This window comes from Streptomyces apocyni (assembly GCF_009739465.1).
Lineage (GTDB): Bacteria > Actinomycetota > Actinomycetes > Streptomycetales > Streptomycetaceae > Streptomyces > Streptomyces apocyni.
Genome location: NZ_WHOM01000061.1, coordinates 1 through 23593 on the forward strand (window position 1 = coordinate 1; position 23593 = coordinate 23593).

Annotated in this window: 23 protein-coding genes; 9 read left to right on the forward strand and 14 right to left on the reverse strand. The window is 72.0% G+C overall.

Going from position 1 to position 23593, the window contains the following annotated elements:
* Together GCN81_RS16530 and GCN81_RS16535 are read right to left on the reverse strand one after the other, a co-directional pair.
* Positions 1–303: (2Fe-2S)-binding protein (locus GCN81_RS16530; RefSeq protein WP_407697982.1), on the reverse strand; the 303-nt coding region annotated here is incomplete at its 3' end.
* A complete protein-coding gene (locus GCN81_RS16535; protein ID WP_156725394.1) occupies positions 249–1148 on the reverse strand; it encodes an FAD binding domain-containing protein in 900 nt (299 codons plus the stop codon). The genes GCN81_RS16535 and GCN81_RS16530, both read right to left, overlap by 55 nt.
* Positions 1149–1448: 300 nt before the next feature.
* Here GCN81_RS16535 and GCN81_RS16540 point away from each other — a divergent pair, with 300 nt between their 5' ends.
* Positions 1449–3125 (forward strand): PucR family transcriptional regulator, encoded by a 1677-nt coding sequence (locus GCN81_RS16540; RefSeq protein WP_156725400.1) that lies wholly within the window; start codon positions 1449–1451, stop codon positions 3123–3125.
* Between the two features lie 129 nt (positions 3126–3254).
* Complete coding sequence (locus GCN81_RS16545; protein ID WP_156725401.1) at positions 3255–4043, forward strand: hypothetical protein; 789 nt, start codon at positions 3255–3257, stop codon at positions 4041–4043.
* Positions 4044–4237: 194 nt separating this feature from the next.
* Here GCN81_RS16545 and GCN81_RS16550 read toward each other — a convergent pair whose 3' ends face one another.
* The gene (locus GCN81_RS16550; RefSeq protein WP_231626770.1) at positions 4238–5053 is read right to left on the reverse strand and encodes a GntR family transcriptional regulator; all 816 of its coding nucleotides are present in this window, start codon (positions 5051–5053) and stop codon (positions 4238–4240) included.
* 161 nt (positions 5054–5214) lie between these two features.
* Between GCN81_RS16550 and GCN81_RS16555 the strand changes: the two genes are divergently transcribed.
* Together GCN81_RS16555 and GCN81_RS16560 are read left to right on the forward strand one after the other, a co-directional pair.
* Positions 5215–6078, forward strand: coding sequence for a (2Fe-2S)-binding protein (locus GCN81_RS16555; RefSeq protein WP_156725403.1), 864 nt, complete (start codon positions 5215–5217; stop codon positions 6076–6078).
* A 187-nt stretch (positions 6079–6265) separates the two neighbouring features.
* Positions 6266–7318 carry a DUF2637 domain-containing protein gene (locus tag GCN81_RS16560; protein ID WP_156725404.1) on the forward strand — a complete coding sequence of 351 codons (1053 nt, stop codon included), beginning with the start codon at positions 6266–6268 and terminating at the stop codon, positions 7316–7318.
* Between the two features lie 49 nt (positions 7319–7367).
* On the opposite strand, the gene GCN81_RS16565 is transcribed toward GCN81_RS16560, so the two are convergent.
* From GCN81_RS16565 to GCN81_RS16575, 3 genes are all read right to left on the reverse strand, one after another.
* Positions 7368–7814 carry an ATP-binding protein gene (locus GCN81_RS16565; protein ID WP_156725405.1) on the reverse strand — a complete coding sequence of 149 codons (447 nt, stop codon included), beginning with the start codon at positions 7812–7814 and terminating at the stop codon, positions 7368–7370.
* A 165-nt stretch (positions 7815–7979) separates the two neighbouring features.
* The gene (locus GCN81_RS16570; protein ID WP_156725406.1) at positions 7980–9722 is read right to left on the reverse strand and encodes a pyruvate dehydrogenase; all 1743 of its coding nucleotides are present in this window, start codon (positions 9720–9722) and stop codon (positions 7980–7982) included.
* Between the two features lie 70 nt (positions 9723–9792).
* A complete protein-coding gene (locus GCN81_RS16575; protein ID WP_156725407.1) occupies positions 9793–11232 on the reverse strand; it encodes a protein phosphatase 2C domain-containing protein in 1440 nt (479 codons plus the stop codon).
* 291 nt (positions 11233–11523) lie between these two features.
* On the opposite strand from GCN81_RS16575, the gene GCN81_RS16580 reads away from it, so the two are divergent.
* The 3 genes from GCN81_RS16580 to GCN81_RS16590 all read left to right on the forward strand — a co-directional run bounded on the left by GCN81_RS16580 (position 11524) and on the right by GCN81_RS16590 (position 13510).
* On the forward strand, positions 11524–12513 hold the full coding sequence (locus GCN81_RS16580) for a helix-turn-helix transcriptional regulator (protein WP_156725408.1): 990 nt from the start codon (positions 11524–11526) through the stop codon (positions 12511–12513).
* A gap of 82 nt (positions 12514–12595) precedes the next feature.
* Positions 12596–13078, forward strand: a complete 483-nt coding sequence (locus GCN81_RS16585) for a DUF456 domain-containing protein (RefSeq protein WP_156725409.1) — start codon at positions 12596–12598, stop codon at positions 13076–13078.
* A 57-nt stretch (positions 13079–13135) separates the two neighbouring features.
* Positions 13136–13510, forward strand: a complete 375-nt coding sequence (locus tag GCN81_RS16590) for a PPOX class F420-dependent oxidoreductase (protein WP_156725410.1) — start codon at positions 13136–13138, stop codon at positions 13508–13510.
* Between the two features lie 24 nt (positions 13511–13534).
* Here GCN81_RS16590 and GCN81_RS16595 read toward each other — a convergent pair whose 3' ends face one another.
* From GCN81_RS16595 to GCN81_RS16615, 5 genes are all read right to left on the reverse strand, one after another.
* The gene (locus tag GCN81_RS16595) at positions 13535–14029 is read right to left on the reverse strand and encodes a methylated-DNA--[protein]-cysteine S-methyltransferase (RefSeq protein ID WP_156725411.1); all 495 of its coding nucleotides are present in this window, start codon (positions 14027–14029) and stop codon (positions 13535–13537) included.
* Entirely contained in the window at positions 14026–15438 is a 1413-nt protein-coding gene (locus tag GCN81_RS16600; protein WP_407697983.1) for a DNA-3-methyladenine glycosylase 2 family protein, read from the reverse strand. The genes GCN81_RS16595 and GCN81_RS16600 overlap by 4 nt, the downstream gene beginning before the upstream one ends.
* A 125-nt stretch (positions 15439–15563) precedes the next feature.
* Positions 15564–16649 carry a ribosome small subunit-dependent GTPase A gene (gene rsgA, locus GCN81_RS16605; RefSeq protein WP_156725413.1) on the reverse strand — a complete coding sequence of 362 codons (1086 nt, stop codon included), beginning with the start codon at positions 16647–16649 and terminating at the stop codon, positions 15564–15566.
* Between the two features lie 316 nt (positions 16650–16965).
* On the reverse strand, positions 16966–17685 hold the full coding sequence (locus GCN81_RS16610) for a potassium channel family protein (protein ID WP_156725414.1): 720 nt from the start codon (positions 17683–17685) through the stop codon (positions 16966–16968).
* Entirely contained in the window at positions 17678–18985 is a 1308-nt protein-coding gene (locus GCN81_RS16615; RefSeq protein ID WP_231626772.1) for a TrkH family potassium uptake protein, read from the reverse strand. Before GCN81_RS16615 ends, GCN81_RS16610 begins: the two co-directional genes overlap by 8 nt.
* Before the next feature lie 277 nt (positions 18986–19262).
* On the opposite strand from GCN81_RS16615, the gene GCN81_RS16620 reads away from it, so the two are divergent.
* Positions 19263–20420, forward strand: coding sequence for a MalY/PatB family protein (locus GCN81_RS16620; protein WP_156725416.1), 1158 nt, complete (start codon positions 19263–19265; stop codon positions 20418–20420).
* A 42-nt stretch (positions 20421–20462) separates the two neighbouring features.
* Here GCN81_RS16620 and GCN81_RS16625 read toward each other — a convergent pair whose 3' ends face one another.
* A complete protein-coding gene (locus GCN81_RS16625) occupies positions 20463–21239 on the reverse strand; it encodes a 4'-phosphopantetheinyl transferase family protein (protein WP_156725417.1) in 777 nt (258 codons plus the stop codon).
* Positions 21240–21398: 159 nt separating this feature from the next.
* Here GCN81_RS16625 and GCN81_RS16630 point away from each other — a divergent pair, with 159 nt between their 5' ends.
* The gene (locus GCN81_RS16630; RefSeq protein WP_156725418.1) at positions 21399–21836 is read left to right on the forward strand and encodes a VOC family protein; all 438 of its coding nucleotides are present in this window, start codon (positions 21399–21401) and stop codon (positions 21834–21836) included.
* Here GCN81_RS16630 and GCN81_RS16635 read toward each other — a convergent pair.
* Complete coding sequence (locus tag GCN81_RS16635; protein WP_231626773.1) at positions 21820–22563, reverse strand: helix-turn-helix transcriptional regulator; 744 nt, start codon at positions 22561–22563, stop codon at positions 21820–21822. The genes GCN81_RS16630 and GCN81_RS16635 overlap by 17 nt on opposite strands.
* Positions 22564–22565: 2 nt before the next feature.
* Entirely contained in the window at positions 22566–23501 is a 936-nt protein-coding gene (locus GCN81_RS16640; RefSeq protein ID WP_156725419.1) for an AraC family transcriptional regulator, read from the reverse strand.
* Between the last annotated feature and the right edge of the window lie 92 nt (positions 23502–23593).

Here is a 23593-nt window from a genome sequence, read left to right on the forward strand (position 1 = left end):
GGCGAAGTCCGCCAGGCCCTCGACCGTGACGACCTCGCGGCCCTCGGCCTGACCGGCCGCGACCAGACACGAACACACCGGCACACCGTCCAGACGCACCGTGCACGAGCCGCACTCACCCTGCTCACAGGCGTTCTTCGAACCCGGCAGGCCCATCCGCTCACGCAGCACGTACAGCAGGGACTCGCCCTCCCACACATCGTCGGCTTCCTGCTTACGGCCATTGACCGTGAAATTGACGCGCATGGTTACGCAGCTCCTTCGACAGCGCCGCGGCCATTGCCACCGCGGTAGGACTCCCAGGTCCACATCAACGTCCGGCGGGCCATCACACCCACCGCGTGACGGCGGTAGCTGGCACTGCCCCGCACATCGTCGATCGGGTTACAGGCCCCGGACGCCAGCTGGGCGAACTGCTTCGCGATGGACGGAGTGATGATCTTCCCGTTGTCCCAGAAGCCACCCTCCTCCAGCGCCGCGTTCAAAAACTCCTCCGCCGCCGTCGCCCGCACCGGCGTCGGCGCCGCCGAACCGATCCCCGTACGCACCGAACGCGTCCGCGGATGCAGCGCCAGACCGAACGCGCACACCGCGATCACCATCGCGTTACGCGTACCGACCTTGGAGAACTGCTGCGGCCCATCCGCCCTCGGAATGTGCACAGCCTTGATCAGCTCGTCGGGCTCCAGCGCATTGCGCTTCACACCCTTGTAGAAGTCATCGATCGCGATCAGCCGCGCACCACGCGCCTGCGACTCGACCTCCACATCGGCCCCCGACGCCAGCAGCGCCGGATGCGCGTCACCCGCGGGCGAGGCACAGCCCAGGTTCCCGCCCACCCCGCCACGGTTACGGATCTGCGGAGACGCCACCGTGTGCGACGCCAGCGCCAGCCCCGGCAGCTCAGAGCGCAGATTCTCCATGATCTTCGTGTACGGGACAGACGGCCCCAGCGCGACCTTCTCCTCGCCGACCGTCCACTCACCGAGCTCACTGATCCGGTTCAGGTCCAGCAGGTACTCAGGACGCCGATGATCAAAGTTGATCTCGACCATCACATCGGTGCCACCCGCAATCGGCACAGCCGTGGGATGCGCTGCCTTCACGGCAAGCGCCTCCTCCCAGCTGGCGGGGCGAAGGAAGTCCATGGATGGCTCTCTTCATTCGAGGTCGGGCAAGTCGGAGCAGGTCGTTCGTTCGAGCGTTTCGAGCCATCGGAGCCGCTGTCGCGGCTGGCTCGTTCATGTGCTGTTCACTCGGATTGCCGTAAGTACACCCGGCTGGCGCGCCCCGTGGTCAGTCACCGAAACCATGAAGGAGTTGGCTGGCCGTGGTGGTCGTCTTGTAGATTCGTATGAAAGGCGATGCTCAGTAACCCCACGGATGTCCTGGGGAAACCTGCTCCCCCTGACCAACCGCAAGAACGAGACAGATCGGCGGCGACACCCATGCGCCTGCGCGCACTGCTGGAAACCGACGCCCTGGGGCTGCGGCTGCTCGGCGGCGAAGACGAGCTCGACCGGACCGTACGCGGCGTCATGACCACGGACTTGAGGGACCCGAGTCGCTATCTGTCCGGCGGCGAGCTGGTCCTCACCGGGCTCGCCTGGCGGCGTGACGCGGCGGACTCGGAGCCGTTCGTCCGCATCCTGTCGGCGGCGGGAGTCGCGGGTCTCGCGGCGGGCGAGGCGGAACTCGGCGACATCCCCGACGATCTCGTCGACGCCTGCGTACGTCACCGACTGCCCCTTTTCGCCGTAAATGAGCGCGTGGCTTTTGCCACGATCACGGAGTATGTCGTACGGCAGGTCTCCGGCGAGCGGGCGGGTGACCTGGCCGCCGTGGTCGAGCGACACCGCCGGATGATGACCTCCGGGCCCGCCGGCGGCGGCCCCGATGTGGTGCTCGACCTGCTCGGCAGCGACCTGGACCTACGCGCCTGGGTGCTCTCCACGACGGGACGGCCGATCGCGGGCTCCAGCACGGCGGGGGCGCCGCTGCCCGCCGACGTGTGCGGCACGCTCGCCGCCGCGCACCTGGGCGCGGCCCGCACCGGGCGCCGTGGGCCGCACCGGGTGAACGCCAAGGGCGTCACGTACTCGCTCTTCCCGATCCGGACCAGCGGCCGTGGCGCCGCGTCCGCCTCGCGTGACGTCCGCGAGACCGTGTTGTCCGACTGGCTGCTCGCCGTCGAGGCGGACGCCGGGGACTGGCCCGAGGAGCGGCTCGACCTGCTCCAGGGCGTCACCCAGCTGATCGCCGTCGAGCGGGACCGCCGGGACGCGGCCCGTACGGTGCGGCGTCGGCTCGCACAGGAGGTCCTGGAGCTGGTGCAGACGGGCGCCGCGCCCGCCGAGATCGCCGCCCGGTTGCGGGTCGCGGCCCCGGTGCTGCTGCCTGGCCTTGGCGCGGCCCCGCACTGGCAGGTGGTGGTCGCCCGCGTCGAGTGGGACGGCGGCGAGGTCGAGGGCGGCCCGGTCGCTCAGTCACTGCTGGAGGAGATCCTGGTCGACCCGCTGGCGTCGGGCCCCGAACCCTCGGACCGGATCGCGGTCGCGCATACCGGTGACGAGGCGATCGCCCTCGTACCGCTGCCCGCGGTGTCCGCCGAACACGACGGCTCCGAGTCCGGGCTGCTCGCCGACTCCCTGCTGGAAGCCGTTCGTACGCCGCTCACCGCGGGGCTCGCCGACGACGGGCGGCTCACCCTCGGCGTCAGCGCCACCGTGCACTCCGCGGAGGCGCTGCGCGGGGCGCTGGAGGAGGCCCGGCACGCCCGCCGGGTCGCGGCGGCCCGCCCGGGGCGGGTGTGCGCCGCCGGGCACCAGGAGCTGGCCTCGCACGTCCTGCTGCTGCCGTTCGTCCCCGACGACGTGCGCCGCGCCTTCACCGCGCGGCTGCTCGACCCGCTGCGCGACTACGACCAGCGCCATCGGGCCGAGCTGATCCCGACCCTGGAGGCCTTCCTGGACTGCGACGGCTCCTGGACCCGGTGCGCTTCACGGCTGCACCTGCATGTGAACACGCTGCGCTACCGGGTCGGGCGGATCGAGCAGCTCACCGGGCGCGACCTGTCCCGCCTGGAGGACAAGCTGGACTTCTTCCTGGCGCTGCGCATGAGCTGATCGCGAGCTGGCGTCCTAGATCGTGAAATCTTTCACCCGTCCCCTTGGCGGGCCGCGCCAATTCATGCTGAGATGCGGGCCACAGCTCAATGACGCGCTCCCGGGGAGGGGACTGTGGCGGATACCGCCATGTCTGGTTCTGTGTCAGATGCTCTGTCTTCCAAGACGACCGCACTCCAGACGGCGGTATGGCGACTGCGTTCGCGCGGCTGCTGGACCGACGCGGCCGCCCTCATCGAGGACGACCCGAGACCTGGTACGGCCCTGCAACGGGCCTCGCTCCTCGTCGAACGCTGCCTGTTCACCGAGCGGGGCTGGAGCGAGGCCGAGGACGCGCTGCGTACCGCCGAGGCGCTCGCCCAGAGCGACGACGAACGCGGGTCCGCGGCCTGCGAGCGCGGCCAGCTCGCGTACGCCTCCACCGTGCTGGGCGTACACGACCGGGCCGACGAGGCGCGGGCGGCCCTGGGGCGCGGGGCGGCCTTGCTCTCGCCCCACGCGGCGGGGCGCCCCCTGCTCGACTTCCGACGCGGACTCGTCGCCGAGCACATCGCCGACTCACCGCAGTCCGCGCTCGCCGCGTACCGCCGCGCCCACGCGGGCGCCACGGCCCGTGGCGACCTGCTGCTGCTCTCCTTCACCTGGCGCCACCTCGCCGGACTCGCGCTCCGCGACGGCGAGCTGACCGAGGCACGCCACGGCTTCGCCGAATCGCTCCGGCTGCGCGAGGAGTTGGGGTACCTGGTGGGTACGGCTCCGGCACTGGCCGCGCTCGCGGAGGCGGAGACCGGGGCGGACGCGGTGCGGCTGAGGGCGGAGGCGGCGCGCCTGTTCCGCCTCCTCGGCGGCGTCCCCACCTGGCTGGCGGGGCAGTTGTCGCCACCTGCGCTGGAGGGTGAGCTCGGGTCAGAGATATAGCCCCCACCCCGCCCCTTCCCGTAACTGGGGCTCCGCCCCAGACCCCGTTTGTCCGCAAGCGCCGGACGGGCTGAAGACTTCAGCCCGTCCGGCGCTTGAGGACGAGCCCGAAGGGCGATCCGGGGGCCTGGGGGCTTGCCCCCAGTTTCGGGAAGGGGCGGGGTAGGGGAGAGAAAAAGTCGGACGGCCCCGCGTCAGGAGCTCGCGCCCCTGAAGTGGGCGTGCATCAAGGGCTGGACGGCCTCCAGGTCCTGGTTGGTCAGGGCCTCCAGGAGCGTCGTGTGCTGCGCCGCGTTCACGACGAGGTCCGCGCGGCGGGTCAGCGGCCCCCGGGCGAGCGGCCACTGCGCGCGCCGGTGGAGGTCGTCCGAGATCAGCACCAGCTGCTGGTTGCCCGAGAGGGCGAGCAGCGCCCGGTGGAAGGCGCGGTCGGCGTCCCCGTATGACGCCACGTCGCCCCGCGCCGCCGCGCCCGCCGCCGCCTCGGCCAGGGGCCAGAGTTCGGCCCAGCGCTCGGACGGCAGCGTCCGGGCCAGGCGGAGGACGACCGGGACTTCCAGCAGGGCCCGGACCTCGGCGAGTTCGGCCGCCTCACGGGGGGTGCGCTCGGCGACCCGGAAGCCGCGGTTCGGGATGACCTCGACCGCGCCCTCGTGGGCGAGCTGCTGCATGGCCTCGCGGACCGGCGTCGCGGAGACCCCGAAGCGCTCCCCGAGCACAGGCGCCGAGTAGACCTCGCCGGGCACCAGCTCGCCGCCGACGAGGGCGGCGCGCAGGGCGTCGAGGATCTGCCCCCGTACGGAGTGCCGCACGGGGAGCACGGGGGCCGGGGGCTCGCTGTGGGTGTGCTCGCCACGGGCAGCGGCCTGCTGCTCGGCGCCCTGCTGCTCAGGGAGGGCCGCCCGGGCCGTGGCGATCCGCCGCGCCGCGACGGCGGGGCCCTCACCCGTCCTGGGCCGCTCCACCCGCTCCGCGCACTCCCGCTGCTCCCACTGCTCCGATTGCTCCACTCGGGTCTTCCTCCTGGCCCTCTGGCGGCCCCGCGCGCGGTACGGCTCAGGCGTCCAGGGTCCGAGCAGCACCATAGGCGGGTGGGGCGCGAGTTCAAACATCCGAAGCTTCGGGTAAGGTAAGGCTAACCTGCTAACGATCGCGATTCGGTGGTCCCCGCATGTCAGTTCCCGCCCTGCTCCCAGGCGCCGACCGCGCGGCCTCCTCGGCTGTCGGGGAAGCGTACGCACGCCTGGCCGAGGCTTTCCCCGGCCTGCGGATCGAGGAACTCGACGCGTCGGAGCCAGCCCCGCAGGGCGGCGGCTGGGTCGGGGCCGCGCAGCTCGCGGAAGGTGGGGCCGCCCTGGACGCCTTCCTGGCCTGGGACAACGCACAGGTCCTGCGTGACTACGGTCAGCAGGCCAGGCCGGACGTCATCGCCAGCTTCGGGCTGCATCGCTACGCCTGGCCCGCCTGCCTGCTGATCACCGTCCCGTGGTTCACTCACCGCCGGGTGCCACGCATCCCGGTGGGCAACGTCACCTTCCAGCGCACCCTGGGCCGGATGGCGGTCCGCGTCGAGGACTTCGCGTGTCTGCCGGACGATCCGGCCGCCGCACTCCCGGGCGCGCGGGTCGTGCCCGACGAGGAGGCGCTGCGCGCTGAGCTGCGCCAGGCGGTGGCCGAGCATCTGGAGCCGGTGCTGCTCGGCTTCGGGCCGCGGATGCGGCGTGGACGGCGCGCGCTGTGGGGTACGGCCACGGACGAGATCGTCGAGAGCCTCTGGTACATCGCCCATCTGATGGGCGAGGAGCAGCGTGCCATGACGGAGCTGGAGCTCCTGTTGCCCGGTACGACGAAGCCGTACGTCGGCGCCGCGGCGTTCCGCGAACTGACCGGGCCCAGCGGCGAGAAGCTGCCGACCCGGGACCGGGCCAGCTGCTGCCTCTTCTACACGCTGCGTCCCGAGGACACCTGTGTGACCTGCCCGCGTACCTGCGACGCGGATCGCATTGAGCGACTGACCGCAAACGCATCGCGCTGAACCACCCACACGGGTGCGATTAATCGAACTCAACTATCGCCGCACGTAAACGAGTTCGACCCGACACGCGCTATCCGGAGCCCCCTGCACCACCTTGGCGTCCTGTTGCCTCGAAACACCCTGAAGGCCCTGGGGATTAAGCCAATATGGCGCCCGAAACGCCTTCATGCGATGCAAGGGACCCCAGATGAGAATGACCGACATATCGCTGGACTGGCTGCTTCCGGGCTCCGTGATGCTCCTGGGCGTGCTGGTGGCGGTGACGGTGATCGCGCGAGGCAAGCGCGCCGGGGGCAAGGCGGCGGATGACTCCTGGGAGCGGAGCGAGGAGCGCCGCAGACGCAAGGAAGCGATCTACGGGACCGCCTCCTATGTGCTGTTGTTCTGCTGCGCCGCGGTGGCCGCCGCGCTCTCCTTCCACGGACTGGTCGGATTCGGACGGCAGAACCTCAACCTCTCCGGCGGCTGGGAGTACCTCGTCCCGTTCGGCCTGGACGGCGCGGCCATGTTCTGCTCGGTGCTCGCGGTGCGGGAGGCCAGTCACGGTGACGCGGCGCTCGGCTCACGGCTGCTGGTGTGGACGTTCGCCGGCGCGGCCGCCTGGTTCAACTGGGTGCACGCTCCCCGGGGGCTCGGCCACGCGGGCGCCCCGCAGTTCTTCGCCGGGATGTCGCTGTCGGCCGCGGTGCTCTTCGACCGCGCGCTGAAGCAGACCCGTCGCGCGGCCCTGCGTGAACAGGGCCTGGTGCCACGGCCGTTGCCGCAGATCCGGATCGTACGGTGGCTTCGGGCGCCCCGGGAGACCTTCGCCGCCTGGTCGCTGATGCTCCTGGAGAACGTACGGACGCTGGACGACGCCGTTGACGACGTGCGCGAGGACCGCAGGCAGAAGGAGCAGGAACGCCAGCGCAGGCGCGAGCACGAGAAGCTGGAGCGGGCGCACCTCAAGGCGGTCAGCCGGGGGCACCGCTCCTGGAACGGCGGCCAGCGCGCCCGCCCGGCGGGCCGCATCGAGGTCCCCGCGGTGACGTCGGGGAACGCCACGGGCCAGGTCGGCTCGGACCCCGCGATATCGGGTCCCGAGCAGCTGCCCGTACGCGGCCGTCCATCCCTCAAGCCCGTGACCGGAGTTGACCCTCCCGTCACGGTAGACCTCACCGCGGAGGACGACACGCAGACCCTGCCCCGGCTCGACTCCCTGGAGCAGAAGCTCAAGGACCTGGAGCAGCAGTTCGGCTGATCCCTGGGGCGTACGGGCGACGGGCTGGGCGGGGGCATCCGAGGGGCTCTCAGATGGTTCCCCCGTCCAGCTCGAACCACACCGCCTTCCCCACTCCATGGACGCGGACACCCCAGGCGTCCGCGAGTGACTGGACCAGGATCAGGCCTCTGCCGTGCGTACTGTCGTCGGCGTTCGGTACCCGCAGCCTTGGCCGTCGTCCTACGAAGTCCCTTACCTCCACCCGCAGTCCGCGCGGGCCGAGGGTCGCGGTCAGTACCGCGTCGTCATCGGTGTGCACCAGGGCGTTGGTGACGATCTCGCTGGTGAGCAGCTCCGCGACATCCGATCCGCCCGGCTTCCCCCAGTGCCGCAGCAACTCGCGCACGGCGCGCCGCACCTCGGAAACCGCCCGTAAGTCGGACCGCCCCAGGGTGCACCGGAGTTGGGCCAGATCGTCTTCGGCCGTGGCGCTCTCGGCCACCCCTGCCACCCCTTGTTGTGCCTGCCTCGTCATGGTCCCCGCCCGCACGCTGTGGTCGACTTCCTTCGTGTGCCTGCTTCGGTCAGGTCGAACATGCTCACGGGATGCATGCCCTGACGTGGATCGTGACATTCATGTCCATTCTTCAACCACCAGATCGTCAGGCTCAGAACGACTCAGAACGGCTCACCGCGACGCTCAGGGCCGGGGGATGTTCCTGAGGTTGGAGCGGGCCAGTTGGACCATCCGGCCCACCCCGCCGTTCAGCACGATCTTGCTGGCGGAGAGCGCGAAGCCCGTCACCATCTCGGATTTGATCTTCGGCGGGATGGAGAGCGCGTTCGGGTCGGTGACCACGTCCACCAGGGCCGGGCCCTGGTGCTTGAAGGCGTCCTTGAGCGCGCCCGCGAGGTGCTTGGGCTTCTCCACCCGGACTCCGTGGGCGCCCGCCGCACGGGCGATCGCCGCGAAGTCCGGGTTGTGGTTGGTCGTGCCGTACGAGGGAAGTCCGGAGACGAGCATCTCCAACTCGACCATGCCCAGCGAGGAGTTGTTGAAGAGCACGACCTTCACCGGCAGGTCGTACTGGACCAGGGTCAGGAAGTCGCCCATCAGCATGGCGAATCCGCCGTCGCCCGACATGGAGATCACTTGGCGGTCGCGGTCGATGAGCTGGGCGCCGATGGCCTGCGGTAGCGCGTTCGCCATCGAGCCGTGCGAGAAGGAGCCGATGATCCGGCGCCGTCCGTTGGGCGAGAGATAGCGGGCCGCCCAGACGTTGCACATGCCGGTGTCCACGGTGAACACGGCGTCGTCCGCGGCGAGTTCGTCGAGCACCGAGGCGACGTACTCGGGGTGGATCGGGACGTGCTTGTCGACCTTGCGGGTGTAGGCCTTGACCACGCCCTCCAGCGCGTCCGCGTGCTTCTCGAGCATCTTGTCGAGGAACCTGCGGTGGGCCTTGGGCCGCACCCGCGGCGTGATACAGCGCAGCGTCTCCCGCACGTCGCCCCACACCGCGAGATCCAGCCGGGAGCGACGGCCGAGGCGCTCGGGGCGGACATCCACCTGGACGATCTTCACGTCGTCGGGCAGGAAGGCGTTGTACGGGAAGTCGGTGCCGAGCAGGATCAGCAGATCGCACGCGTGGGTGGCTTCATAGGCCGCGCCGTAGCCGAGCAGGCCGCTCATGCCGACGTCGTACGGGTTGTCGTACTGGATCCACTCCTTGCCGCGCAGCGCGTGACCGACCGGGGCCTTGACGGCCTCCGCGAACTCCATCACCTCGGCGTGCGCCCCCGCTGTGCCGCTGCCGCAGAAGAGTGTGACCTTGTCCGCCTCGTCGATCATCGACACGAGTTGGTGGATCTCCGCGTCGCCGGGACGTACGGAGGGCCGGGAGGTGACCAGGCCGAGCTCCGGCGCCCGCTCGGGGGCGGGTGCGGAGGCGATGTCGCCCGGCAGCGAGACGACGCTGACGCCGCCGCGGCCGATGGCGTGCTGGATGGCGGTCTGGAGCAGGCGGGGCATCTGCTGGGGGGTGGAGACCAGTTCGCTGTAGTGGCTGCACTCGCGGAACAACTGGTCCGGGTGGGTCTCCTGGAAGAAGCTGAGACCGATCTCGCTGGAGGGGATGTGCGAGGCGAGGGCGAGGACCGGGGCCATCGAACGGTGGGCGTCGTACAGGCCGTTGATCAGGTGCAGGTTGCCCGGGCCGCAGGAGCCCGCGCAGGCGGTGAGTTTGCCGGTGATCTGGGCCTCGGCGCCGGCCGCGAAGGCGGCGGTCTCCTCGTGCCTGACATGGACCCAGTCGATGTCAGGGGTGCGGCGGACGGCGTCCACGACGGGGTTGAGGCTGTCGCCGACGACTCCGTACAGCCGCCGCACCCCCGCGCGCGCGAGGATGTCCACGAACTGTTCGGCGACGTTCTGCTTTCCCATGGTGCGCGCACCCCTCTGCCGTCGTGGGTCTGATGGCCGTGATACGTCCATCCACGCATGGGGCGTGCGGTTATGCCTCCCAGACAGCGCACGCCGTACGGTCGTCGGCGTAGCCCTTCGCCCGGATCTGGGTGTCGGCCAGGAAGGCGGCGAGGCCCGGCGGGGCCTGGGCCCACCAGCGTTCCCCGAGGTGTCCGGCGAGCTCGGGCTGGCCGCGCATCGGCTCGGCCAGGCCGCCGGTGCACAGCAGCAAGGTGTCACCCGGGCGGGCTACCGAGGCGCGGAAGCGGAAGGGTTCCCGCAGGGGCTCGGGGGTGGGTTCGTAGGGGCTGGCCAGGGCGGGGATGCCCAGGTCCATGGTGAGCCGGTCGCCTTCCGGAGTCTCGGCCGCCGATGCTTGGGGCGCTGGTGTCTGGGTCGCTGGTGTCCGGGCTGCCGGGTCCGCCGGGGTGGAGCCGAAGCCGACAACGGGTTCTCCCGCCGATTCGGCGACCGTCGGCTCGATGTCCTGCCACTCGCCGTCCCTGAGCCGGAAGAGCCCGCCACCACCGACGCCGAAGAACACGCGCGTACGGCACTCGGGGGCGGCGGGGATCAGCAGGCAGCGCAGGCTGGTGGTCGTGAACTCCTCGGGCGGGACGCCGCGTTCGGCGGCGGCCGCCCGTAGTCTGCCCAGGCTGCGGTCGGTGAGCCGGTGCAGCCCGGATTTCAGGTCGCCGCGCCGGGCGGCCCTGATGTCCTCGGCGAGCCGTTCGTGGCTGCGCCCCACGGCACGGCCGATCCACTGGCAGGCTTCGGCGGCGGCGCGGTGCGCGTCGGGTGTGGCCCGGGCGCCGGTGGCCATCGCGACGAGGATCAGCGCGGCCTCGCCCGTGCCGAAGCGGGCGGTGAGCAGCGAGTCCCTGCGCGGCTCGCCGCGGTAGCGCGCGGAGTCCCCGCGCAGGGAGGTCGCGCGCAAGGTACAGGTCCCGTAGCGGGCGCCCTCGAGCACCGTGTCCGTCACCAGCTCGTCGAGTGCGTCCGGCTCGGCGGCGGGCAGGGTGCTGGGCTCGGGGTCGTACGTCGGCGGCCCGTCACCCACATGGCCCACCGAGGGGCGCGGCGGGGGCGCGGCGGGCCGCTGTGCGGGTACGCCCACCACGGGCGCCCGGGAGCCGGAGGCGGCCCCCGCGAGGCCGGAGCCGGGGTCCGGGTCGGGGCCAGCGCCGGGGCCCGGCGCGGACCCACCGGGGCTCCGGTCAGGCGAGGCGGGACGCGGGCCGAACGTCGTGGGCGCCGGTGGAGTACCGGCTACCTCCCAGGGCGCGCGGGGCGGGGTGTAGTGCGGTTGCGCCGGGCGGCGGCGGGGTGGCGCCGTCTCGAGGGTGCCCGCGGCTGAGGCGAAGCGGTCGTCCAGCGTGTCGGGGCCGGCCGCCGGGCCCGTGTCGTCGGTCGAGTCGTCGTATAACTGGCCCCACCAGTCGTCCTCCTGGCCGGAGGTGCCGGAGTACCTGTCCCCCTGCTGGCTCATGCCCCCTATTGTCCACCGCGAGGGGCGTACGAAAACGGGGCATCCGGAAATAGTCGGCCGGAACGTATGCGCGATTCGGCCCGCGATCGAGTCTGCGGTGAAGACGCGTGGCGAAGTGGCGGGTGGTGCGTGGATGATGTCGTGCGGCGGGTTCGCGCCGTGGCCGTTTCCCGCCAAAGTGGGGGCGACCGTGGTGGGCGACCGCTGCGTTCGCGGGTCCGGGGGAAGGGCTTGGGGAGCGGGGCGGAGACCAGGAATCGGGGAAAACAGCGCGTGGGAAAAGACACTGGCTTGCTAGCGGCCATAGGACTCGACGAGGCGCAGGAGTCGGCGTATCGCACGCTCGTCTCACTCGGCGTCGCTGACGTGCCCGATCTGGCGCGCCGCCTGGCGCTCGGCGAGCACGAGATGGAGCGCGCGCTGCGCCGCCTCGAACACCACGGCCTCGCGGCGCAGTCGTCCGCGTGCCCGCGCCGCTGGGTGGCGGCCCCGCCCGGGGTCGCGCTCGGCCCCCTGCTCACCCAGCAACGCCATGAGCTGGAGAAGGCGGAGCTGGCGGCAGCACTGCTGGCCGACGACTACCGGGCCCAGGCCAGCGAGCCCGGCGTACGTGACCTGGTCGAGGTGGTGACGGGCGCGGGCGCCGTCGGCCGCCGCTTCCTGCAGCTGCGGCTCGGGGCGACCCAGGAGGTGTGCGCCCTGGTGACCGGGAAGCCGGACGTGGTCTCGGGGATGGACCACGACGCCGGGCCCGAGTCCACGGACCGCGGCGTCGACTACCGGGTGGTGGTCGAGCGGGACGTGCTGCTGCTGCCCACCGGACGCGGCGAGCTGTCCGCCGCGCTCGGCAGGAACGAGCGGATACGGACGGTCGACCGGGTACCGACCAAGCTGGTGATCGCCGACCGCTCGCTGGCGATGGTGCCGCTCACCCCACGGGACGCGGAACCGGCCGCGCTGGTCGTCCGTGCCAGTGGCCTCCTGGAGTCGCTCACCGGGCTGTTCGACGCGGTGTGGCGGGAGGCGCTGCCGCTGCGGCTCAGTGGGGGCGGCGAGCCGGTCGAGGAGCGTCCGGACGGCCCGGACGCCACGGATCTGGAGATCCTCTCGCTGCTGCTGGCCGGGCTGACCGACGCGAGCGTCGCCAAGCGTCTGGAGCTGGGGCTGCGCACCGTACAGCGCCGGGTGAAGCGGCTGATGGAACTGGCGGACGTGACGACCCGGCTCCAGCTGGGGTGGCACGCGTACGAACGGGGCTGGGTGGCACGGGAGCCGCGCTGACGTCCCGTGTTCACGGCTCCCCCGATGCCTTGCGGGGGCGCCCTGACCTGCCAGATCGCCCGAGCTCCGGCACGCTGGGCAGATGGGCGTCTCCGAGCTCCTGCTGGTCAGCATGGTGATGCTGCTCGGCCTGAGCGGGGTGCTCATACCCGGCGTTCCCGGGGCCTGGTTGGTGTGGGGCGCCATCCTGTGGTGGTCCCTGCGCATCCAGACGCAGGTGGCCTGGTGGGTGCTGGTGGGGGCGACCGTCGTGCTGCTGCTGGCCGAGGCCGTGCTGCTGTTGCTGCCTCCGCGCCGCATACGCGGCCTCGGGGTCGACCGGCGTCTGGTGGAGTACGCGGGGTTCGGGGCGCTGATCGGGTTCTTCGTGGTGCCGGTGGTGGGCGCGGTACCGGGATTCGTGGGCGGGATCTACGTCTGCGAACGGCGCCGGCTCGGCAGCCACGGGGCGGCGAAGGCGACCACCCGGGTGCTGATGCGGGCGGCGGGGACGAGTGTGCTGGTCGAGCTGTTCGCGTGTCTGCTGGTCATGGGGGCGTGGCTGGGGGCGCTGATCTGGGGGTGACACGGGCAGGCGTTCAAACTGCCGCGGGGAGCGGGGTGGACGTGTCAGGCTCGCCGTATGACCGCATTCAGTGAGGCCGAGCGCGCGTATCTGAAGACCCAGCGTCTTGGACGGCTGGCGACCGTCGATCCGACGGGGCAGCCGCAGGCGAACCCGGTCGGGTTCTTCCCGCAGGACGACGGGACGATCCTGGTCGGCGGATACGCGCTGGGTACGACCAAGAAGTGGCGCAACCTCCAGCACAATCCCAAGGTCGCCCTGGTCGTGGACGACCTGGCCAGCGTCACGCCCTGGCATGTGCGGGGTGTGGACATCCGCGGCGAGGCGGAGCTGCTGACCGGGCCGAACGACCTGGGCCCGCACTTCAGCGACGAGGTCATCCGTATCCACCCGAAGAGGATTCACAGCTGGGGCCTGGAGGACGAGGGCTGAGCCACAGGTCAGAGTGCTCCTTCGTCAGAGTGCTCCTTCGAGTGTGAGCAGTCGCTGCTTGCGGTCCAGACCGCCCGCGTAGCCGGTGAGCGAGCCATCCGCGCCGATCACGCGGTGGCACGGGCGCACGATCAGCAGCGGGTTGGCGCCGACCGCGCCGCCGACGGCGCGTACGGCGGCGCGTGAGGCACCGGTCGCGGCGGCCAGGGCGCCGTAGGTGGTGGTCGCTCCGTACGGTACGGAGTCGAGGGCGGCCCAGATCCGCTCGCGGAAGTCGGTGCCGTCGGTGCGCAGGACGAGGTCGAAGTCCTTGACCTCCCCCGCGAAGTAGGCCCGCAGCTGCGCCTCGGCGTCCCGGAACGCGCCGGGTGCGTGGCGCCAGTCGGGCCGTACAGTGCGGCCGCCGCGCTGCCCCGGTACGGAGAGCGACGTCAGGGCGCCGGAGCCGTCGCCGGTGAGCAGCAGCTCGCCGAGCGGGCTGTCGAGGGTCGCGTAATACGTGGTGGCGGTCGTGGTCATCGTCTGGTCTCCAATTCTCGCTGTGTCCGAAGGTGCTGTACGGCGTACGACCGCCAGGGCCGCCACGCATCGCTCACCGGCGCCCCCGGCAGCCCCACGTCGGGGTCCCCGAGCGCCCGCATCCGGATGTACGCCGCCGTCCAGGCGTCCACCCCGGGTACCCGGAGCAGATCCCGCTCGGCGTCGTCACGGTCCGCGCCCGCGTCCAGGCGCACCGAGCCGTCGGCGAGCGCGGCGGCCAGCGGCAGGTCTAGGGGCAGGTCCAGCGCCGACGCGGCGGCGAGGGCGGCCGGTGCGGGGAAGACGTGGGTGAGCGAGCCGCACGGGACGTCCAGGGCCTTGCCGTACTCGGCCACCAGACGCTCGGCCGCTCGCGGTCCGACGACGGTACGGATCGCCAGTTCCTCGGGGTCGGCCGCGCCCGGCGAGCGCAGGCCCGGGCGGGCGGCCACCAGCGGCGCGAGCCGGGGTGTGGCGCCGAGCCGCTCGTCGATGGCGTACGGGTCGGCGTCCAGGTCGAACAGCCGCCGCAGCCGCTGTACGGCGGTGGTGAGGTCGCGCAGGTCGGTGAGGTGGATGCGGGCGTCCAGCCAGGGCCCGGTCTGCCGCTCGTCCACGGCGCCGATGCCGGTGCCGTGCGGCAGCCGCAGGGTGCGCCGGTAGGTGCGGGCGCCGGGGGTGCCGGTGACCTCCTCGACGCGGTGGATGGCGTCGTCGGCGAGCAGGTCGAAGACGGCGGTGGCGTGGTACGGGCCACGGTGGGCGAGCCGCAGCGGTACGCCCGCGACCAGGCCTGATTCGGCGCTGCCGACGGGCAGGGCGGGTGCCCGGCTCAGCCGGGTGCCTGTCTCGGCGCGCAGGGCGCTGGGGGTGCGGGCGTAGATCTGCCGGATGGTGTCGTTGAACTGCCGTACGCTCGCGAACCCGGCGGCGAAGGCGATGTCCGTGACGGGCAGCTCGGTGGTCTGCAGCAGCAGCCGCGCGGTGTGTGCCCGCTGGGCGCGGGCGAGCGCGACGGGGCCCGCGCCCAGTTCGGCGGTCAGCTGGCGCTGTACCTGGCGGGAGCTGTAGCCGAGGCGCAGGGCGAGCCCCGGCACGCCTTCGCGGTCCACGACTCCGTCGCCGATGAGGCGCATGGCCCGGCCGACGATGTCGGCGCGGGCGTTCCACTCGGCGGAGCCGGGTACGGCGTCGGGGCGGCAGCGTCGGCAGGCTCGGAAGCCGGAGCCCTGGGCGGCGGCCGCGGTCGGGTAGAAGCGGACGTTGCGGCGTTTGGGGGTGACGGCGGGGCAGCTGGGGCGGCAGTAGATACCGGTGGTCTCGACGGCGAAGAAGAACTCTCCGTCGAAGCGTGCGTCGCGGCTGCGCACCGCCTCGTACCTGGTGTCTTCATCGTTCACACCGTCCAGTGTGCGGTGTGCCGGAGACACCGGCTGGCGGTTTTCGGACGCGGCACTCCCCCACCGGAGCCACCGCCCCCACCGGACCCGGCTGGTCCGGTGGGGGCGGTGGGGGCGTGCCGTGCGGGATGAGGTCAGCGGAAGCGGCCCCGCTTGGCGTCCAGGGACGCCCTGCCCGCTTGCAGCTTCAGGCGCCACTCCCGGCTGAGCTCCTTGCGGAGCCGGACGTCGGTCTTCGCGGCGATCCGCTGGTTCTCGCGCAGCAGCTTGCGGTAGCTGTCGAGTCGGCGCTCAGGCAGTGTGCCGTCCGCGAGTGCCGCGAGCACCGCGCAGTCCGGCTCGGCCTCGTGCCCGCAGTCGTGGAACCGGCACGCATCGGCCAGCTCCTCGATCTCGGAGAAGACCTGACCGACACCCGACTCGGCGTCCCACAGGCCGACTCCACGCAGCCCTGGGGTGTCGATGAGGACACCGCCGCCGGGCAGCGCGAGGAGGTTGCGGGTGGTCGTGGTGTGCCGGCCCTTGCCGTCGACGTCGCGGATGGCCTGGACCTCCATGACGTCCTGGCCGAGCAGTGCGTTGGCCAGCGTGGACTTGCCCGCGCCGGACACGCCGAGCAGCACACTGGTGCCACCCGCGACCACCGCTCCGAGGACCTCGATCCCCTCGCGGGTCGCCGCGCTGACGGCCAGTACCTGCACGCCCGGTGCCGTCGTCTCGACATCCGAGACCAGGTGTCCAAGGGTGACCGGGTCGGGCACCAGGTCGGCCTTGGTGAGGACGACCAGGGGCTGTGCGCCGCTCTCCCAGGCGAGCGCGAGGAACCGTTCGATACGGCCGAGGTCGAGTTCCACCGCGAGCGATACGGCGATGATCGCGTGGTCGACGTTGGCCGCGAGGACCTGGCCCTCGGAGCGCCGGGTGGAGGTGTTGCGCAGGAAGGCCGTACGCCGCGGCAGATAGTCGCGTACGAGCCGTGGGTCGCTGCCTTCGGGGTCGACGGCGGCCCAGTCACCGGTGCAGATCACCCGCATCGGATCGCGCGGGGTGACCAGCGAGGTGTCGGCGCGTACGGTGCCGTCGGCCGTCACGACGTCGCACTGGCCACGGTCGACGCGTATCACTCGGCCGGGCACCAGGCCCTGCTCGGCGTACGGGGCGAAGGCGGCGGCCCAGTGGGTGTCCCAGCCGTACGAGGCCAGGGCGGAGGGGAAAGTCAAGGGGAACCCTTCACAAGGGTGGCCCCGGCTGCGCGCGCTGGGCGCGAGAAAAGTCCTGCGAGAGGCGAGAGTGGGTTAGCCGGAGACCACGGAGGTGTCAGTGATGGTCTGCTGAGTGCGGGCAACGCCCGCCGCGATCACAGTCATCGGCGAGACCTCCTGGTTCCTCTACGGCATGCCAACTCGGGCACGCACACGGCTCGTTCACGGCTCGTCGCCGCCATGTCGTCGCCTTGTCCCGGCAGCGACTGCGTCAGGCTAGCCCGCCGCAGCCAGCCCCCGCCACCTCTTTTTTCCTCGGCTCGGTTCGGCTGCCTCAACTCAGTTCGGCGAAGGCCTCCACCGCGCGCGTCTTGCCCGTGACGACGATGACATCGCCCTTGTCCACCACGGTCTCGGCGCTGGCGTAGGTGAAGTCCTCGCCGGGGCGCTTGATACCGACGACGGTGACGCCGTACCTGCTGCGCACCAGGGACTGGCCGAGCGGGATGCCGGTGGCGATGTCCGGGGCGACGGTCTTGACCAGGGCGTAGTCGTCGTCGAACTCGATGAAGTCGAGCATCCGGCCGGTCACCAGGTGGGCCACGCGCTCGCCCATCTCGTGCTCGGGCAGGACGACATGGTGGGCGCCGAGGCGTTCCAGGATCTGGCCGTGCTGGCGGCTGATGGCCTTCGCCCAGATGTTGGGCACCCCGGCCTCGAGCAGGTTCGACGTGACCAGGATGGACGCCTCGATGTCCGTGCCGATGCCGACGACGGCACTGGTGAACTCGTGGACTCCGAGCTGCCGCAGTACCTCCATCTCGGTGCAGTCCGCGACAGCGGTGTGGGTGAGTTCGTCGCTGTTGCGCTGGACGAGCCGGGCGTCGGTGTCGATGCCCAGGACGTCCCAGCCGCGGCGCATCAGCTCGTGCCCGAGTGAACTGCCGAACCGGCCGAGGCCGATGACGGCGACCCGCTGCTCGCCGGGCTGGGCGTAGCTTCCGGCCAGCCGCTTGCGGCGGCGTCGGCGCAGAGAGTGCAGGTAGTTACCCAATGACGGGTCTCTCCTCGGGTAGTTCGTAACGGCGGGTCCGCTCGCGCAGGGCGAGCGCGGAGACCAGGGTGATCGGACCGAGTCGGCCGACGAACATCAGCCCGATCTCGATCAGGTGCCCGATGGTCGGCAGGTCGGCGGTAATGCCGGTGGACAGGCCCACGGTGGCGAACGCCGAGACGACCTCGAACAGCACAGCCTCGAAGGGCGCGTCGGTGACGGTCAGCAGGGCCATGGTGGCGCTGATCACCAGGCCGACGCCGAGCAGGGCCACGGTCAGCGCCTGCCGCAGGACGTGCGGCCCCAGTTTGCGGCCCAGGATGGCGGTGGTGGGTTCGCCGCGGGTCTCCGCGACGATGGCGACGGCCAGTACCGCGAAGGTGGTGACCTTGATGCCGCCCGCGGTGCCCGCGCTGCCCCCTCCGATGAACATCAGGGCGCAGGTGAGCAGCAGCGTGGAGGGGTGCAGGGCGCCGATGTCGATCGCGTTGAAGCCCGCGGTCCGGGACATCGTCGAGTGGAAGAAGCCGTTCAGGAGCTTCTCGGCCCAGTCGAAGGAGCCGAGGGTGCCCGGGTTGGTCCACTCCAGGGCGGTCGTCAGGACAGTGCCGGTGAGCAGCAGCGCGGCCGTGGTGATCAGGGTCAGCTTGGCGTGCAGCGACCAGGTGCGGTGACCGGTCCGGAGGCGCCGGTTGCGGTGGCGCAGCAGTTCGAGGAGTACGGGGAAGCCGATGCCGCCGAGGATGACGGCGACGGCGATCGGCAGGGTGATCCAGGGGTCGGTGGCGAACGGGGTGAGGCTGTCGGCGTGCAGGCCGAACCCGGCGTTGTTGAACGCCGAGATGGCGTGGAAGACACCGTGGTCGACGGCCTTGAGGATGGCGTAGTCGTACGCGAATCTCAGGCGCAGCGCCAGGATCGCGGCGACCGTCAGCTCCACGGCCACGGTGGTTCCGGCGACGCCGAGCAGCACCTTGCGGACGTCGCCGATACCGAGGCTCTTGGTCTCGGCCTGCGCGGTCAGCTGCATCCGCAGCCGCAGCCGCCCTGAGATCAGCAGGGCGAGCAGTGAGGCCATCGTCATGATGCCGAAGCCGCCGACCTGGATCAGCGCGAGGATCACGCCCTGGCCGAATCCGGTCCAGTGGGTGCCGGTGTCCACCACCGCCAGGCCGGTGACGCAGACCGCCGATGTGGCGGTGAACAGGGCGTCCACCAGGCTGGTCGCGGCGCCGTCGGCCGTCGCGAAGGGCAGCGAGAGCAGGACGGTGCCGAGCAGGATGACGCCGGCGAAGGCCATCACCAGCGTCCGTGCGGGATGAGCCGTGAATACTGACGCCCACGCCCGTGGCGTGCGTGCCACCACTCCGTCGACCCCTCTCGTCCCGTACGCGCGCCGAACCGTTCCGGCACGTACGCGAAACGATAAGAGGTGGATCATCCGGAACGGGAAGTGGCGTCGCGCGCAAACGGATTACCTACGCGTTCCCTACGCGTTCCCTACGCGATCGATACGCGCCGTACGCCGCCTGAGCGGCTCGACTAGACCGTCGGTGACCGTGGGCATACTCGATGTCATGACCACTCCACCCGAGAATCCGCTGCGGCAGCTCTCCCTCGACACCTTGCGACTCCGTACGAGCATGAAGTGGCGGGCCTATCCGCCCGATGTGCTGCCCTTGTGGGTGGCGGAGATGGATGTGCCCGTGCCCGAGCCGGTCGCGGAAGCCCTGGCGGACGCGCTCGCCATCGGGGACACCGGCTATCCGACGGGCACGGCGTACGCCGATGCGCTGGACGCGTTCGCCCGTGAGCGGTGGGGCTTTGAGGGGGTGCGGGCGGAGCGTACGGCGATCGTGCCGGATGTGATGCTCGGGGTGGTCGAGGTGCTGAAGCTGTTCACCGGGACCGGGGACGCGGTGGTGGTCAACACGCCTGTGTACCCGCCGTTCTACGCGTTCGTGGAGCATATGGACCGGCGGGTGGTCGGCGCGCCGCTCAGCGGGGGCCGACTCGATCTCGGCGCGCTGGAGTCGGCGTTCCGGGAGGCGGTGGCGGGCGGGCGGCGGGCCGCGTACCTGCTGTGCAGCCCGCACAATCCGACCGGGGCTGTGCACACGCGGGCCGAGCTGGCCGATGTGGCGAAGCTGGCGCACGCCTATCGGGTGCGGGTCGTCGCCGACGAGATCCACGCGCCGCTGGTGCTGCCGGGCGCGACCTTCGTGCCGTATCTGTCGGTTCCGGGCGCGGAGAACGGTGTCTCGCTGATGTCCGCGTCCAAGGCCTGGAACCTGGCCGGGCTGAAGGCGGCCCTCGCGGTGGCGGGCCCGGAGGCGGTGGCGGATCTGGCGCGGATGCCGGAGGAGGTGAGCCATGGCCCGAGCCACCTGGGGATCATCGCCCATGCCGCCGCGCTCCGGCACGGCGGCGGGTGGCTGGACGCGCTGCTCGCCGGTCTTGACGAGAACCGCCAGCTGCTGGCCGAGCTGCTGGCCCGTCAGCTTCCCGGGGTGCGTCACCGGTCGCCGGAGGGGACGTATCTGGCGTGGCTGGACTGCCGGGAGCTGGGCCTGGGGGACGATCCGGCGGCCGCCTTCCTGGAGCGCGGCCGGGTGGCGCTGAGCGGCGGCACGGCGTTCGGCGCGGGCGGGGCCGGGCACGTACGGCTGAACCTGGCGACGTCACCCGAGCTGCTCGCCGAGGGCGTACGGCGGATGGCGGCGGCGCTCGACTGACGGGCGGCTCTCGGCTGACGGGCGGCTCTCGGCTGACCGCTCTCAGGCGTCGCGCAGGGCGCAGGCCGCCGCGAAGCCCGGGGGCGCGGGTATGTCGGCGAGGGTCCAGCCGGGGAGCTGCTGCGGGGAGGCTCCGGTGCCGACCACGGAGGTGGTGAACTCCTCGCTGGCTATGCCGTCGCCTCGCCCCTTGAAGTAGGCCTCCTTACGGGTCCAGCAGCGGGCGAAGGCGGCGGAGCGGGCGACCGGCACCAGTGCCGCCAGCTCCTCCCGCTCGCGCGGGTGCAGCGCGGCGGCGACCTCGTCCACGACGCTGTCCTTGGGAAGCTGCTCGATGTCGACACCCACCGGGCGGTCCGCGAAACCGAGCAGGGCCAGGCTGCCGGTGTGCGAGAGCGAGAAGTGGATCGGCGGGCCGGGCTCGCCGGGCAGGGCGGGCCGCCCGTGCGGGCCGCCGCAGCCGGGGCAGGGTTCCCGTACGAACTCCAGCGCGGCCGGGTCCTCGTCCACGTACGCCCCGAGCAGCTGCCGCAGCGCGCCGTGCGAGGTGACGTACAGCGCGCGGTCGGCGGGCCGCAGGAAGCCCTCGGCGCGTTCCCGCTCCGCCGCGCTGAGCAGCGGGGCGTACGAGGCGGCCGTGGCCTCGTCCGCGGACACCAGCCACAACTGCGGCCAGGGGCCGGACTCCTGGGGCACGCCCACCGGCGTCCGCAGCCGCGCACGGCGCAGCGAACTCGACGGCGGCCCGGGAAGAGGCCGCACCGGCAGGGGGGCTGGGGCGGTGCTGTCGGTGGTGTTCACGGTGCTCCAGAGTGCCATGCGGACCGAGGTACGTCAGCCGCCTTCGTTGAGGGTACGGCGTTCTCGCGGGCCGGTGGCAGCTCCATGCGCCGTTCCGTTTCGTCGGCGCGGTGCGCGGGGTGGCCAGGTGTCCGATTCGTTCAAGACCGTGGCCGAACCGCTTCCTAGGCTGCCCTCATGACCACGCACACCACCCCACGCTTCGACCTCATCGGCATCGTCGTCTCCGACCTGGCCGCCTCACTCGCCTTCTACCGCCGCCTCGGCCTTGTCTTCCCCGAAGCCGCCGAAGACCAGCCACATGTGGAGGCCGAACTGCCGGGCGGGCTGCGGTTCGCGCTCGACACCGAGGAGACGGTCCGCTCGTTCCACCCCGACTGGCGGCCCCCGACGTCCGAAGGCCGGATCGGCCTGGCGTTCCTGTGCGGCGACGCGCCCTCCGTGGACGCGCGGTACGCGGAGCTGACCGCTGCCGGGGGCAAGGGGGTGCTCGCTCCGTTCGACGCCTTCTGGGGGCAGCGGTACGCCACGGTCGAGGACCCGGACGGGAACGGCGTCGACCTCTTCGCGCCGCTGGAGGCTACGCGGAGCCCGGAGGCTACGGGCGGGCGCTGAGCAGGTCGGTGAGGGGCAGGCCCGCCAGGTCCCGGAAGTCCCGTGCCAGGTGGGCCTGGTCGGCGAAGCCGACGGCGGCCGCCGTGTCCGCGTACGGCAGCCCGGTGCGGGCCAGTGCCAGGGCGCGTTGCAGCCGCAGTACGCGGGCCAGCGTCTTGGGCCCGTACCCGAACGCCGCCAGCGACAGCCGGTGCAGCCGACGTGCGCCGAGGCCGGCTCGGGCGGCCGTGTCGGCGACCGTCCGGCCGGTGTCCAGGTCGGCGGCGATCTGGAGCAGCAGTGGGTTCGGCGGGGCGGCGCTGGCCGCCAGCCGGACGGCAAGCGCTTCGAGTGCGGCCGCCGGGTCGCCGGAGGCGTGGACGCGTTCGGCGTGGCGGCGGGCATCGGCGGACGGCCACAGGTCCGCCAGGTCGACGCGCTGGTCGCGTAGTTCGTGGGCGGGTACGCCGAGGAGCGCGGGTGCGGTGCCGGGTGCCAGCCGGACTCCGGCGACCAGCGCGCCGCCCGGCCTGGGGCCCGGCTGATATGCGCGGGTGTCGGGTCCGGCGACCAGCAGCCGCCCGTCGGACCACAGCAGGTCCATACAGCCGTCGGGCAGCACCGGATAGGGCGCGGTGGCGTGAGCCCTGGCTCTATGGGTCCAGAGCACCGCGCCACGCAATCGCGACGGCCGCTCGCGGTAGCCGCCGCTTAGGTCCTCGGGGTCCGCACCCACGCCCGCGCCCACGCCTATGCCGCTCCCGCCCGGTGTTCCTGGGGGCTGACCCCGTACACCCGCTTGAAGGCGTTGGAGAGCGCGAAGGCGCTGCCGTACCCGACCTCGCGGGCGATCGCGCCGACGGTCTGGGGGGTGTCGCGCAGCCGGTCGGCGGCGAGCGCCAGGCGCCATCCGGTCAGGTACGCCATCGGCGGCTCCCCCACCAGTTCGCTGAAGCGGCGCGCCAGCGCGGCCCGCGAGACCCCGGCCTTGGCGGCGAGGTCCGCGACCGTCCACGGGTGCGCCGGGTGGTCCTGGATCAGCCGCAGGGCGCGGCCCACCACGGGGTCGCCGAGGGCCGCGTACCAGGCGGGGGCCTCGGCCTCAGGGCGGGAGAACCAGGCGCGCAGGGCCGCGATCAGCATCAGGTCGAGCAGCCGGTCCAGGACGACCTCCTGGCCCGGCTCGTCGCGGGTGATCTCCTCGGCGAGCATCGGCGCGAGTGGACAGGCCCACGCGTCCGCCGACAGGGAGAGCAGCGGCGGCAGTGCGTCCAACAGCCGGTCGGTGAGCTCACCGCGCATCTGGTACGTCCCGATCAGCGCCACCACGGAGCCGTCGGCCCGGCCGCCCCAGGTACGGGTACCCAGGTCGAGGTAGTCCTTGATCTCCTGCCCGTCCGGCGTCGCGCACCGCCCGCCGGGGTAGATCACGGCGCGCGGTGCGGTCGCCGGGTCGTCTGCGCAGACATACGGGTCGGGGCCACGGACGATCGCGACGCCGCCCTCCCGCAGCCGCAGCGGCTCGCCCTCGTCGGGGATGACCCAGCCGTCGCCCCGCGCCTGGACGATCACCGTCAGCGGGGCCTGGTCCTCGATCCGTACCGACCAGGGCGGGTCGAAGCACGCCCGGATGATGAAGGCCCCCCGGGCACGCGGGCCTTCGAGGAGACCTGCCAGTGCGTCCATGACGGCCAGGGTAGTCGCACAGCCCGTGCACACAGAGACGCTCGCTTATGCGGATGAGCCTCTGAGCCATGGGCGCGCTCATCTCCCGGCGG

Bases quoted from the DNA above. Each gene is read 5' to 3' on its own strand.
- GCN81_RS16535 (WP_156725394.1), bottom strand. From the start codon at position 1,148: ATGGACTTCCTTCGCCCCGCCAGCTGGGAGGAGGCGCTTGCCGTGAAG.
- GCN81_RS16540 (WP_156725400.1), top strand. From the start codon at position 1,449: ATGCGCCTGCGCGCACTGCTGGAAACCGACGCCCTGGGGCTGCGGCTG.
- GCN81_RS16545 (WP_156725401.1), top strand. From the start codon at position 3,255: ATGTCTGGTTCTGTGTCAGATGCTCTGTCTTCCAAGACGACCGCACTC.
- GCN81_RS16555 (WP_156725403.1), top strand. From the start codon at position 5,215: ATGTCAGTTCCCGCCCTGCTCCCAGGCGCCGACCGCGCGGCCTCCTCG.
- GCN81_RS16560 (WP_156725404.1), top strand. From the start codon at position 6,266: ATGAGAATGACCGACATATCGCTGGACTGGCTGCTTCCGGGCTCCGTG.
- GCN81_RS16565 (WP_156725405.1), bottom strand. From the start codon at position 7,814: ATGACGAGGCAGGCACAACAAGGGGTGGCAGGGGTGGCCGAGAGCGCC.
- GCN81_RS16570 (WP_156725406.1), bottom strand. From the start codon at position 9,722: ATGGGAAAGCAGAACGTCGCCGAACAGTTCGTGGACATCCTCGCGCGC.
- GCN81_RS16575 (WP_156725407.1), bottom strand. From the start codon at position 11,232: ATGAGCCAGCAGGGGGACAGGTACTCCGGCACCTCCGGCCAGGAGGAC.
- GCN81_RS16585 (WP_156725409.1), top strand. From the start codon at position 12,596: ATGGGCGTCTCCGAGCTCCTGCTGGTCAGCATGGTGATGCTGCTCGGC.
- GCN81_RS16590 (WP_156725410.1), top strand. From the start codon at position 13,136: ATGACCGCATTCAGTGAGGCCGAGCGCGCGTATCTGAAGACCCAGCGT.
- GCN81_RS16595 (WP_156725411.1), bottom strand. From the start codon at position 14,029: ATGACCACGACCGCCACCACGTATTACGCGACCCTCGACAGCCCGCTC.
- GCN81_RS16615 (WP_231626772.1), bottom strand. From the start codon at position 18,985: ATGGCCTTCGCCGGCGTCATCCTGCTCGGCACCGTCCTGCTCTCGCTG.
- GCN81_RS16620 (WP_156725416.1), top strand. From the start codon at position 19,263: ATGACCACTCCACCCGAGAATCCGCTGCGGCAGCTCTCCCTCGACACC.
- GCN81_RS16625 (WP_156725417.1), bottom strand. From the start codon at position 21,239: ATGGCACTCTGGAGCACCGTGAACACCACCGACAGCACCGCCCCAGCC.
- GCN81_RS16630 (WP_156725418.1), top strand. From the start codon at position 21,399: ATGACCACGCACACCACCCCACGCTTCGACCTCATCGGCATCGTCGTC.
- GCN81_RS16640 (WP_156725419.1), bottom strand. From the start codon at position 23,501: ATGGACGCACTGGCAGGTCTCCTCGAAGGCCCGCGTGCCCGGGGGGCC.